The organism is Micromonospora sp. NPDC006431 (genome assembly GCF_042870725.1).
Lineage (GTDB): Bacteria > Actinomycetota > Actinomycetes > Mycobacteriales > Micromonosporaceae > Micromonospora.
The window spans coordinates 1-12,272 of the sequence record NZ_JBIAHQ010000015.1; the positions used below are offsets into that span (position 1 = coordinate 1).

Below are 12,272 nucleotides of genomic sequence, written 5' to 3' on the forward strand. Positions count from 1 at the left end.
CGCAGCCGCTCCTGCGGGTACAGCGGAGTGAGCTTGTAGAACTCCGGCCGGCGCTTCGCCTCATCCGGCTCCATCCCGTTGATGGTGTCCAGCCGGACCAGCGGGTTGTACTTGTCGCGCCGCTGCTCGCCGTCCCGCGCGGCCCGCACGGCGCCGGTGATGGCGTCACCGCGGCGCAGGCCGTACTTCTTGATCTGGGACATCGAGACGTACACGTCGTTCGGGCCGGCCAGGTAGCCGGTGGTCCGGACGAAGGCGTAGTTGTCGAGCACGTCGATGATGCCGGCGACCGGGACGAGCACGTCGTCCTCGCCGACCTGCGGCTCGCGGCCGCCGCCCTCGCCGCCCTCGGCCCGCTCACCGCGGCCCCGCCGGCGGTCACGGAACCGGCTGCGCCGGCCGCGCCGGCCGCCCTCGCCGTCCTCGTCGCCGTCGTTGTCGCGCTCGGCGCGCTGGCCACGGTCGTTGCGCTCGCCACGCTCGGCCCGCTCGCCACGCTCGGCCCGCTCGCCACGCTCGGCCCGCTCGCCACGCTCGGCCCGCTCGCCACGCTCAGGGCGCTCGGCCCGCTCGCCACGCTCAGGGCGCTCGGCCCGCTCGCCACGCTCAGGGCGCTCGGCCCGCTCGGCGCGCTCGCCACGCTCGGCGCGCTCGCCACGCTCAGGGCGCTCGGCCCGCTCGGCGCCACGCTCCCGGCCGCGGCCCTCGCCGCGCTCGGCGCGCTCACCGGTCTCGGCCGGGGCCTCCTCGGCACGCGGCTCGGCCGGACGCGCCTCGGCGGTCGCGGCGGCCCGGCCACGCCGGGTCCGGGTACGACCCTCGGTCACCTCGGCGGCCGGCGCCTGCTCGGCCGGGCGGCGCTCGGTCTCGGCCCGCTCCTCACGGACCTCGGCGTGCACCTCTTCCCGGGCCGGAGCGGCTGCGGCCGCGACCTCGGCCCGCGGTCGAGGGGTGCCGGCGGCGGCGCCGCCCTGCCGCTCGGTGATCGCGCTGATCAGCTCGCCCTTGCGCATGCGAGCCGTACCGGAGATGCCGAGCGACGCGGCCAGGCTCTGAAGCTCAGGCAGCAGCATCGCCGACAGGCCGGTTCCGCTGCGCCGACGGCGAGTGGGAGCGGCGGCGGTGGCATCGCCAGCGACGTTGGAAACATCCGACGTCACGTCGGTGGTGTCGCTCAATGGATTCCTTCCCTCGATAGGCCGGGGCTGCCCGGAGTCGAAACCAGGTGGCCGGGCGGCCTCGGTGCACCCGCCTCGCATGGACGCGTCGCGGGAGTCTGTGACACAGCAGCCGGTCGGTTTCCCGACTCACCAGCGTCGGTGAGCAGGTCTCGCCGTCTGCGGCGACCTGTGGAAACTGCGGTGCGGCGTAGGCCTTTGGCAGGGGTGACGGGCTGACCGCCGAGAGCTTCGGGGGTGCGCCGCCCCGCAGGAGATCGCGTGCTTCGCGGCTGTGCTGAGTCTAGAGCGTAATCAACTCTTCCGACCTGCGGCAACAGGGTCCCGCTCGGCGTGTCCAAGTCTACCCCGGGTGACCCGGGCACCGCTGACATCTATCGGCAACTCCCAGCGCTGCCAATCTGTTCCCGCGTCGAACCCCGCCGGCACCTCGGTCAACGCCAGGACGGTCGGGCCCGCCCCACTGACCACAGCTGCCACATCCGCCTCACGCAGGGCGGCGACCAGGGCTGCCGTCCCCGGCATCCCCTCGGCGCGGTAGTCCTGGTGCAGCCGGTCGACCGTGGCCGGCAGCAGCAGCGCCGGATCGGTGGTCAGCGCGTGCACCAGCAGGGCCGCGCGTCCGGCGGTCAGGGCCGCGTCGGCGTGCGGCACGGTGGCCGGCAGCGCGGCCCGGGCGACGGCGGTCAGGCCGCGCTCGCCGGGCACGAAGACGGTCGGGCGGACGCCCTCCGCCACGGGCAGCGACACCGCCCGGGCACCGGCCGGCTCGGTCCAGGCGACGGTGAAGCCACCGAGCAGGCAGGGCGCGACGTTGTCGGGGTGGCCCTCGATCTCGGCGGCCAGCCGGAGCGCGGCGACGTCGTCCAGCAGCGCCGCGCCGTCATCGGCCAGCGCCCGGGCCAGCAGCACCCCGGCGACGATGGCCGCCGAGGACGAACCGAGGCCCCGGGCCTGCGGGATCCGGTTGACGCACTCCAGGGCCAGCCCCGGCGGCTGCGTGCCCAGCACGTCGCAGGTGGCCCGCATGGCCACCACCACCAGGTGCTGGTCGCCGTCCGGCAGCTCGCCGGCACCCTCTCCGGTCACCGCCACCCGGACCCCACCGGCGGTCACCTCGGCCGCCACGTCGTCGTACAGCCCCAGGGCCAGCCCGAGCGAGTCGAAGCCCGGCCCCAGGTTCGCGCTGGTCGCGGGCACCCGGACCCGCACGGGACCGGAGGCGAGAGTCATCGGCACCGGCTCATGCTAGGACCCGACACCGACAGCCCGCCGATTCGCCCGGACCGTGGGATGCGTCCCACGCTCGGCGAAGCCGGCGTCGGTCGTGGGCGGCTAGCAGCCCGGATGGCGCGTGGGCGACGCCGCCGCGCGCACGGTGCGGGCCGGCGCGGGTCAGGACGCGCGGCTGGCACAGGGCTCCTCCGCCGGATCGGTGAGCGAGAGCCGCCGGGTGGCCAGCCGCCAGCCCAGCGCGTAGACCACGGTGACCAGACCGCAGCCGGCCAGCACGGTCCGCTCGCTCACCGTGTCGACCACCAGGGCGACGGCCAGCTGGCTGACCGAGATGGCCAGCGTCGCCAGCATCATGTCGGTGGCGAAGACCCGCCCCCGCAGGTGGTCCGGCACCTCACCCTGGAGGGCGTAGTTGGACAGCACCCAGTTGCTGCCGCCGCCGAGGTGGGCCAGGAAGACCAGCACCAGCACCAGCGGGAACCAGGCGACCACCGACACCCCGAGGTAGGCCAGGCCGTAGAGGGACATGGACAGCGCCAGGCCGGTGAGCAGCCAGGCCCGGTTGGCGAGCACCCGGCGCATCAGGATCGGGCCGACCAGGGCCCCGGCGCCCCGGGCGGCGAAGAGCAGTCCGGTGCCGACCGCCCCGACCCCGTACACCCCGGCGAGCAGCGGGAAGACGGTCAGCACGCCGTTGCCCAGGCCGACCGCCGACTTGACGGTGACCAGGCCGAGCACGCGCGGCCGGTGCGCGATGTAGCGCAGCGCCTCGCGGATCGCCGCCCAGGTGCGGGTGGGTGCCAGCGCCGGGTCGCGGGGGGTCTGCAACGGCCGGCGGATCAGCGCGGCCAGGCCCGCCGCCACCACCAGGCTCCCCGCCGCCACCCAGAAGCTGACGTACGCGCCGGCGGCCGCGCTGAGCATGCCGCCGAGCGAGGCGCCGACGACCGTCATGGTGCCCCAGGCGGAGCCGGCCACGGCGTTGCCGGCGGCCAGATCCGCCGGGTCGAGCACGTTGGGCAGGGCGGCCTGGGCGGCCGGCGAGTAGAACGCCTTCGCCACCGCCACGGCCGCGATCGCCACCAGGGCCAGCCAGGCCGTCCGGGGGCTGCGGACGCCGAGCAGCAGCAGGACGCCGGCCAGCGCGGCGAGGTTAGCCGCGATCATGGTCTTCCGCCGGTCGAACCGGTCGGCGATGGTGCCGGTGTACGGCAGCAGCAGCGCCAGCGTGCCGGTGTCCACGGCGAGCACCAGCGCCCCCCACACTCCGCTGCCGGTCAGCTTCGGCAGAAGCACCAGCAGCGGCACCATGACGAACCAGTCGGCGCCGAACACCACCAGCTCGGCGAGGAAGAGGTTGCGGAAGTCGCGATTGCGGACCAGGACCGAGACGGTGGGTGACACGCCGGCACACTACCGGGCCGGTCAGACCACGGCGGCGTGGCGGAGCAGCTGGGAGACGGTCACGAAGGTGTAGCCGCGGGCCCGCAGCCCGGTGATCATGTCGGGCAGGCCGCGCAGCGCGACCAGCCGCCGCTCCGTGCCCACGTCATGGCCGAGCAGGATGGTGCCGGGCTGCACGTCGGCGACGATTCGCCGGGCGTGCCCGGCCGGGTCGTCGGGAAACTCCCCCTCGACCATCTGCAACGTCCACAGCACCAGCCGGTAGTCCAGCCGGGCGGCGGCGTGCAGCACCGCCCCACCCAGGTGCCCCCAGGGCGGGCGGATCAGGCGGGGCGCGACCCCGGTGGCCTCGGTGATGGCCTCGTGGCTGCGCCGGAGGTCGTCGTACGCGGCGTGGGCGTCCATCCGGGCCAGGTCGTGGTGGGCCCAGCTGTGATTGCCCACCTCGTGCCGCCCCAGCCGGCCCCGGACCAGGGCGGCGTGCTCCCGGGCCCGGACACCGACCAGGAAGAAGGTGGCCGGGACGGCGTACTTCTCCAGGGTGTCCAGCACCATCGGCGTCCACTGTGGCAGCGGCCCGTCGTCGAAGGTGAGGGCGAGCAGGCGCTCGGTGGTGCGTACGCCCCAGGCGACCTCGACCGTGCCCGAGCCGACCTCCTGGTGGCGGCTGCCCACGGTGGCGCTGGCCGGCCCGCCGGCGATCGGGAGCCGGCGGTCGGCGATCCAGGTGGTCTGCGAGGTCGCGGCGGCGCCCAGCGCGGCGCCCCCGGCCAGCAGCGCGGTGCGACGCAGCACCGCCCGCCTGTCCCACCGGCCCACGCCGTCCGCCATGGCCCCGCCCTCGCTCCGGCCGGCCATCCGCGACAGCGAGCCGACGACGCGCAGTAGGTGTCAACTCACCCACGGTACAACCTGGCGTCGCCGCCCACGGTGCCCTCGCGCCGCCGTCCGCCACGAAGCGCCCGCTTCCCCGAAAAGAGTGGTCCCTCCTCCCTTCGCGGGGGCGTTGGAGGGGCCCTTTCGCGGAAAGAGTGGCCAGCCGAGGCGGAAAGGCCACTCTTTCCGGGAATTTGCCCGCAACCCGCCGGGGCGGGGGTGGCGGGTGGGGTCAGTCGGCGGGTGGGAGGGGGGAACGCCGGCTCTTCGGGAGCCGGAGCACCTCGAACTGGTCCGTACCGTCGAGCAGCGCGGCCGACGGGGCCGGCCGGGCCGGCGCCGGTGCGGCGGGCTCGGCCGGCGGCTCGCCACCGCCGACGGTCGCCAGGACCGGCGCCCGCACCGGCTCCGGTGCGCCCCGGCGGCGGGCCCGAAGTGCACGCAGCGACTCCTTGGCGCGTTCCACCATGGTGTAGAGGGCCGGCACCAGGATCAGCGTCAGCAGCGTCGAGCTGATCAGGCCGCCGATCACCACGACCGCCAGCGGCCGGGAGATGAAGCCACCCTCGCCGGTGAGACCGAAGGCCATCGGGAGCAGCGCGAACACCGTGGCGACCGCGGTCATCAGGATCGGGCGCAGCCGTCGGCGGCCGCCCTCGACCACCGCCTCGGTCACGCCCATCCCCCGGGCCCGGTACTGGTTGATCAGGTCGAGCAGCACGATCGCGTTGGTCACCACGATGCCGACCAGCATGAGCACGCCGATCAGCGCCGGTACGCCCAGCGGCGTCCCGGTGGCCAGCAGCAGCGCGATCGCCCCGGTGGCCGCGAACGGGACGGAGACCAGCAGGATCAGCGCCTGGGTCAGGCTGCGGAACGTACCGACCATGATCAGGAAGACGATCGCGATCGCGGCCAGGACGGCCAGCCCCAGGTCGGCGAAGGCGTCCTTCTGGTCGGCGCTCACCCCGCCGATGGCGAACGTCGCCCCCGGCACGTCCAGCGCGTCCAGCCGCTTCTGCAACTCCTGGGTGGTGGCGCCGAGGTCGGAGCCGGTTGCCGTGCCGGTGACCGAGACGCTCCGCTCGCCGTCGATCCGGGTCACCTGCTGCGGGCCCTCGACCTGGTTGACGTCGGCGATGTCGTCCAGCTTGACCGGGCCCACCGGCAGCGCCCGCAGGTCGGCCACGCTCAGCGGCGGCCGGGCCCCGGTGCTGAGCACCACGTTCAGCGGCCGGCCGTCCAGCGTGACCTGGCCCAGCGGGGCACCCCGGTACGCCTGTGCGACGAGCTGCCCGACGGCCGCCTCGGTGAGCCCGGCCCGCGCCGCGGCGACCCGGTCCACGGTCACCTCGACCCGGGTCACCCGGGCGGCGAGGCCGGTGGCGACGTCGTCGACACCCGGCGTACCGGCCATCGAGTCCCGGACGGCCTCGGCGGCCCGGGTCAGGGCCTCCTGATCGGCGGCCTGCACGACCACCTCGAGCTGGCTGGCGGAGGCGCCGCTCTGTCCGGCGCCGAAGCTCAGCTCACCCACCTCCGGGCCGAGGGCGTCGAACTCCTCGCGGAGGGTGCGCCGGACCTTCGCGGCGTCGGTGTCCTCGGTGAGCGCCACCGAGTAGGAGGCGGTGTTGTTGCCACCGCCACCCGCCCACGGACTGTCCGTGCCGCCCGCGCTGACCTGGTACGTCTTCACCCCCGGCGTACCCCGGAGCACCTCCTCGACCCGCGCGGCGGCCTGGTCGGTGCCGGTCAGCCCGGTGCCCGCCGGCAGCTCCTGCCGGATGGCCAGGGTGTCCTGGCCGGAATCGTCCAGGAAGTTGGTCTCCAGCTTCTGGGCCAGGCCGAACGTGCCGAGCAGCACCAGCAGGCCCAGCCCCACGGTGGCCCAGCGGGTGCCCCAGGAGCGGGTGGCAAACCCGATGGCCGGCAGGTACGCCCGCTGCAGCGGGCTGCGCAGCTCCTTCTCCTCGGCCGCCCGCCGGGCTGCGGCGTCGTCCGCCCCGCCGCGGCCCGGCTTCAGGAACCAGTACGCCAGCACCGGGATCACGGTCAGCGAGACCAGCAGCGAGGCGAGCAGGGCCACCGTCACGGTGATCGCGAACGGTGCGAAGAGCTGCCCGACGAAGCCGCCCACCAGCGCGATCGGCGCGAAGACGGCGACCGTGGTGAGCGTCGAGGCGGTCACCGCGCCGGCCACCTCGCGGACCGCGCCGAGGATGGCGTCCCGCTTCGGCTCGCCGTACTCCAGGTGCCGCTTGATGTTCTCGAGCACCACGATGGAGTCGTCGACGACCCGACCGACGGCGATGGTCAGCGCGCCGAGGGTGAGCAGGTTGAGCGAGTGGTCGCCGGCCCAGAGCACGATCAGCGCGACCAGCACCGACAGCGGGATGGAGACCGCGGTGACCGCGGTGGAGCGGATCGAGAGCAGGAAGACCAGGATCACCACCACCGCCATCAGCAGCCCGAGCAGGCCCTCGGTGGTGAGGCTCTCGATGGACCGCTCGACGAACGGGGCCTGGTCGAAGACCACGGTGAGCGCGGCGCCGGAGGCGGCCGAGAGCGCGTCGAGCCGGTCCCGGATCTCGTGCGAGATCCGGACCGCGTTGCCGTCCGGGGTGGCGGTGACGGCGATGCCGAGGCTGGGCTTGCCGTTGGTCCGGGTGAACCCGGTGGCCGGGGCGAGCTGCTGCTCCACCCGGGCCACGTCGCCGAGGCGTACCGGGGCGGCGGGGGCGGTGGTGAGCACGATGCCACGCAGGTCGTCCACGGTCCGGATCGGGGTGCCGACCTGGACCGGCAGCGATCGGCTGCCGTCGGCCACCGCGCCGGCCGGCACCGCGACGCCGTTGGTCTTGAGCGCCTGGCCGATCGCGGTGGGGGCCAGCCGCGCCGCGGCCAGCTTCACCGGGTCGGGGGTGACCAGCACGACCGGGTCGCGGGTGCCGGTCACCGCGACCGTCCGGACCCCGTCCAGTCCCTCCAGCTCGGGTACGACGGTGCGGCGCAGCTGCTCCGCCAGCGCCTGCTCGTCGTCGCCGCCGGTCGCGGCCACCACCACGGCGGGCAGATCGTCGGTGCTGCCGGCGATGACCTGCGGATCCACCCCCTGGGGCAGCTGCCCGTCGATGCGGTTCAACGCGGTCTGCATCTTGTTGACCACGTCGTCCAGATCGGTGCCGAACGCGTACTGCACCTGGACGGTGGTGGAGCCCTCGCGGGAGGTCGAGGTGACCTTCTCCAGCCCCGGGATGCCCTGCAGGCTGTTCTCGATCGGCTCGGTGACCTGGGACTCGACGATCTCCGGCGCGGCGCCCGGGTACGCCGCCACGATGAACGCGGCGGGGAACTCCAGCGACGGCAGGAGCTGCTGCTTCAGCGATGGTACGGCGAACGCCCCGAACGCCGCGGTCACCAGCGCGATGAGGGCGATCAGCCCTCGGTTGGCGAGGCTGAATCTGGCGAGCAGCGACATCGGCGTGGCTCACTCCTGGAATGGGGTCTGCGGGTGCCCAAAGTCTGCCCCACCCCCTCCGTCCACTCCGCACCCACCCACCCCGTCCGACACCCTGTTGATCAAGAAGTTTTGGCCAGGAACCGGGGCGATCCTGACGCAAACCTCTTGGTCAACGCCGGCGGCCGCGCGCACGGCGCACGGCGGAGGGGGGTGGTGGGGCGGGGTGGGTCAGGCCAGGTCTAGGGAACGGGCGGCGGCCAGGGGGTCGTTGGCGATGGTCACCGGGGCGGGGGCGGTGGAGATGGCCCACTCCGGGTCCTTGAGGCCGTGGCCGGTGACCGTGCAGACCACGGTGGACCCGGCCGGCACCCGGCCCGCGGCGCCCTGCTGGAGCAGACCGGCCACGCTGGCCGCGCTGCCCAGCTCGACGAACACGCCCACCTCGCGGGCCAGCAGCCGGTACGCCGACAGGATCTCCCGGTCGGTGACCGCCGAGATCAGGCCGCCGGAGGCGTCCCGGGCGTCGACCGCCTTGGTCCAGCTCGCCGGGTTGCCGATCCGGATGGCGGTGGCGATGGTCGACGGCTCCGGCACCACCTGCCCGGTGACGATGGGGGCCGCACCGGCCGCCTGGAAGCCGTACATCTTCGGCGCCTTCGTGGCGTTGCCGGCCGCCACGTCCTCCGAGTAGCCCATCCAGTAGGCGGAGATGTTGCCGGCGTTGCCGACCGGCAGGCAGTGGATGTCCGGCGCGTCGCCCAGCGCCTCGACGATCTCGAACGCGGCGGTCTTCTGCCCATGCAGCCGGTCGATGTTGACCGAGTTGACCAGGGCGACCGGGTAGTCCTGGGCGAGCTTGCCGGCCAGCGCCAGGCAGTCGTCGAAGTTGCCCTGCACCTGGAGCAGCCTGGTGCCGTGCACCAGCGCCTGGGCCAGCTTGCCCAGCGCGATCTTGCCCTGTGGCACCAGCACCGCGCAGGTGATCCCCGCGCGGGCCGCGTACGCCGCGGCGGAGGCGCTGGTGTTGCCGGTGGAGGCGCAGATGATCGCCTTGTCACCGGCCTCGACGGCCTTGGAGACGGCGACCGTCATGCCCCGGTCCTTGAAGGAGCCGGTGGGGTTGGCCCCCTCCACCTTCAGCCAGACGTCGGCGCCGATCCGAGCGGAGAGCACCGGCGCCGGCAGCAGCGGGGTGTTCCCCTCGTGCAGGGTGACGACCGGGGTGGCGTCGGTGACCGGCAGCCGGTCCCGGTACGTCTCGATCAGACCCCGCCACATGTCGCTCTCCTCGCCTCGACCGCCCCGCCACATCAGGGCTTCTACCAGCGTGAACCAGCCTTTCGGACCGGCCGCCGGCACACCTGGGGTTAACCATCAGGCGGGACGGGAGCTACGCCCCGCCCTCGACCCGCAGCACGCTGGTCACCGAGCGGACGATCGCCAGCCCACGCAACTCCCGGACAGTGGCCGCGAGCGCGGCGTCCGGCGCGACGTGGGTGACGATGACCAGTTCGGCGTCCGCGCCTCCGCCGGCCGCGCCGCCACCCGCCGGGCCCTGCCGGACGGTGGCGATGGAGACCTCGTGCCGGGCGAACACCCCGGCCACGGCCGCCAGCACACCCGGCCGGTCGGTCACGTCGAGGCTGATGTGGTAGCGGGTGAGCGCCTCCCCCATCGGCCGCACCGACAGGTCCGCGTACGCCGACTCGCTGGGCGCGTGCACCCCGGCGAGGCGGTTGCGGGCCACCGCCACCAGGTCGCCGAGCACCGCGCTGGCGGTCGGCGCGCCGCCGGCGCCCCGGCCGTAGAACATCAGCTGCCCGGCCGCCTCCGCCTCGACGAAGACCGCGTTGAACGCGTCGCCGACGCTGGCCAGGGGGTGGGTCAGCGGGATCATCGCCGGGTGCACCCGGACGCTGACCGTCTCGCGACCCTGCGCGTCGGAGCCCCGGGCGGCGATGCAGAGCAGCTTGATGGTGCAGCCCATCGCCTTGGCGCTGGCCACGTCGGCGGCGGTCACCTCGGTGATGCCTTCCCGGTGCACGTCGGCCGCGGTGACCCGGGTGTGGAACGCCAGGGAGGCGAGGATGGCGGCCTTGGCGGCGGCGTCGAAGCCCTCCACGTCGGCCGTCGGGTCCGCCTCCGCGTACCCCAGCTCGGTGGCCTCCTCCAGCGCCTCGGCGAAACCGGCGCCGGTGGCGTCCATGGCGGAGAGGATGAAGTTGGTGGTGCCGTTGACGATGCCGGTGACCCGGTTGATCCGGTCCCCGTGCAGCGACTCGCGCAGCGGGCGCAGCAGCGGGATGGCCCCGGCGACGCTCGCCTCGTAGTAGAGGTCGGCGCCGCCCTCGGCGGCGGCGTCGTGCAGCGCGGCGCCGTCCTCGGCGAGCAGCGCCTTGTTGGCCGTGACCACGCTCTTGCCCGCGCGCAGTGCCTCGACGAGCCAGCTCCGGGCCGGCTCGATGCCGCCGACGACCTCCACCACGACATCCACGTCGTCCCGCTTGATCAGCCCGAGCGGGTCCGTGGTGAACAGGGCGGGGTCGACCGGCAGGTCGCCGCGGTCCCGGCCGAGCCGGCGTACGGCGATGCCGGCGATCTCCAGCGGGGCACCGATCCGGGCGGCGAGGTCGGCCGACTGCTCGTGCAGCAGCCGCACCACGTCGCTGCCGACCGTGCCGCAGCCGAGCAGCGCCAAGCGAACGGGTGAGGTCATCCGACATCCAATGCGAGCAGGTCCGCTTCGGTCTCCCGGCGGACGATCAGCCGGGCCCGACCGCCGCGGACGGCGACGACCGGGGGCCGCGGGACATGGTTGTAGTTGCTGGCCATGCTCCGGCAGTACGCCCCGGTGCCGGGCACCGCGACAAGATCTCCGGGCTGCACGTCAGCGGGCAGGAATTCATCCTTCACCACGATGTCCCCGGACTCACAATGCTTTCCCACCACGCGGGCGAGCAGCGGTTCCGCCGCCGAGGCCCGGTTCGCCACCGTCGCCGAGTAGGACGCGTCGTAGAGCGCGGTGCGGATGTTGTCGCTCATCCCGCCGTCCACGCTCACGTAGGCACGATGACCGTCGCCGCCAGTGCCCAGCGGCACGGACTTGACCGTGCCGACCTCGTAGAGGGTGAACACGGCGGGACCGACGATGGCCCGGCCCGGCTCGATGGACAGGTGCGGCACCCGCAGCTTCTCGGCGAAGCACTCGGCGTCGACGATCTTGCGCAGCCGCTTGGCCAGGTCGCTCGGCGCGGCCGGGTCGTCCTGCGTGGTGTACGCGATGCCGAACCCGCCGCCCAGGTCCAGCTCGGGCAGCTCCACCCCGCGGGCGTCGCGGATCTGCGCCTGCAGGCCGAGCACCCGACGGGCGGATACCTCGAAGCCGCTGGCGTCGAAGATCTGCGACCCGATGTGCGAGTGCAGCCCGCGCAGCTCCAGCACGCCCTCGTCGAGGATCTTGAAGGCGGCCGCCGCAGCCGCCCCGCCGGCGAGCGAGAAGCCGAACTTCTGGTCCTCGTGCGCGGTGGCGATGAACTCGTGGGTGTGCGCCTCCACGCCGACGGTGACCCGGACCAGCACCTTGGGGCGTACCCCACGCTCGCGGGCGAGCGCGGTGAGCCGGTCGATCTCGGCGAACGAGTCGACGATGATCCGGCCCACCCCGGCGTCCACCGCCCGGGTCAGCTCGGCCACCGACTTGTTGTTGCCGTGGAAGCCGATCCGCTCCGCCGGCATCCCCGCCGACAGCGCGGTGGCCAGCTCGCCGCCGGTGCAGACGTCGAGGAAGAGGCCCTCCTCGGCGATCATGCGGACCACCGCGCGGCAGAGGAAGGCCTTGCCGGCGTAGTAGACGTCGGCGTCCGGGAAGGCGTCCCGGAACTCGCGGCAGCGGGAGCGCAGGTCGTCCTCGTCCAGCACGTACACCGCGGTGCCGAACTCGGCGGCCAGGTCGCGGACGTCCAGGCCGGCGACCTCCAGCGCGCCGCCCGCCCCGCGCGCCACGTGGCGCGGCCACAGCTGCGGCACCAGGGCGTTGACGTCGACCGGGGTACGCAGCCAGGCCGGCCCGCGGTTGCCGATGTCGCCGTGCAGGGCACCGGCCTCGTGCGCGCGCATGG

The 12,272-nt window shown here is 74.1% G+C and carries 8 protein-coding genes; all 8 read right to left on the minus strand.

The annotated features are described in order from the left end of the window. Positions 1 to 1,178, minus strand: a 1,178-nt coding sequence (locus ACFYM6_RS23425) for a Rho termination factor N-terminal domain-containing protein (protein ID WP_387278681.1), incomplete at its 3' end; no start/stop codon positions are given. 294 nt (positions 1,179 to 1,472) lie between these two features. Beyond that, positions 1,473 to 2,411, minus strand: a complete 939-nt coding sequence (thrB, locus tag ACFYM6_RS23430; protein ID WP_387278947.1) for a homoserine kinase — start codon at positions 2,409 to 2,411, stop codon at positions 1,473 to 1,475. 162 nt (positions 2,412 to 2,573) lie between these two features. After that, positions 2,574 to 3,818 carry an MFS transporter gene (locus ACFYM6_RS23435; protein WP_387278683.1) on the minus strand — a complete coding sequence of 415 codons (1,245 nt, stop codon included), beginning with the start codon at positions 3,816 to 3,818 and terminating at the stop codon, positions 2,574 to 2,576. Positions 3,819 to 3,839: 21 nt separating this feature from the next. Beyond that, the gene (locus tag ACFYM6_RS23440) at positions 3,840 to 4,649 is read right to left on the minus strand and encodes a polysaccharide deacetylase family protein (RefSeq protein WP_387278685.1); all 810 of its coding nucleotides are present in this window, start codon (positions 4,647 to 4,649) and stop codon (positions 3,840 to 3,842) included. A gap of 277 nt (positions 4,650 to 4,926) precedes the next feature. Then, positions 4,927 to 8,172: an efflux RND transporter permease subunit gene (locus tag ACFYM6_RS23445; RefSeq protein WP_387278687.1), complete on the minus strand. Its 3,246-nt coding sequence runs from the start codon at positions 8,170 to 8,172 to the stop codon at positions 4,927 to 4,929. A gap of 210 nt (positions 8,173 to 8,382) precedes the next feature. Further along, the gene (gene thrC, locus ACFYM6_RS23450; protein WP_387278689.1) at positions 8,383 to 9,432 is read right to left on the minus strand and encodes a threonine synthase; all 1,050 of its coding nucleotides are present in this window, start codon (positions 9,430 to 9,432) and stop codon (positions 8,383 to 8,385) included. A 112-nt stretch (positions 9,433 to 9,544) separates the two neighbouring features. Next, the gene (locus ACFYM6_RS23455; RefSeq protein ID WP_387278691.1) at positions 9,545 to 10,870 is read right to left on the minus strand and encodes a homoserine dehydrogenase; all 1,326 of its coding nucleotides are present in this window, start codon (positions 10,868 to 10,870) and stop codon (positions 9,545 to 9,547) included. Then, positions 10,867 to 12,270 (minus strand): diaminopimelate decarboxylase, encoded by a 1,404-nt coding sequence (gene lysA / locus ACFYM6_RS23460; RefSeq protein ID WP_387278693.1) that lies wholly within the window; start codon positions 12,268 to 12,270, stop codon positions 10,867 to 10,869. The genes ACFYM6_RS23455 and lysA overlap by 4 nt, the downstream gene beginning before the upstream one ends. Between the last annotated feature and the right edge of the window lie 2 nt (positions 12,271 to 12,272).

Coding starts and splice junctions, on each gene's coding strand:
- thrB (WP_387278947.1), bottom strand. CDS start 2,411: ATGACTCTCGCCTCCGGTCCCGTGCGGGTCCGGGTGCCCGCGACCAGC.
- ACFYM6_RS23440 (WP_387278685.1), bottom strand. CDS start 4,649: ATGGCGGACGGCGTGGGCCGGTGGGACAGGCGGGCGGTGCTGCGTCGC.
- ACFYM6_RS23445 (WP_387278687.1), bottom strand. CDS start 8,172: ATGTCGCTGCTCGCCAGATTCAGCCTCGCCAACCGAGGGCTGATCGCC.
- thrC (WP_387278689.1), bottom strand. CDS start 9,432: ATGTGGCGGGGTCTGATCGAGACGTACCGGGACCGGCTGCCGGTCACC.
- ACFYM6_RS23455 (WP_387278691.1), bottom strand. CDS start 10,870: ATGACCTCACCCGTTCGCTTGGCGCTGCTCGGCTGCGGCACGGTCGGC.
- lysA (WP_387278693.1), bottom strand. CDS start 12,270: ATGCGCGCGCACGAGGCCGGTGCCCTGCACGGCGACATCGGCAACCGC.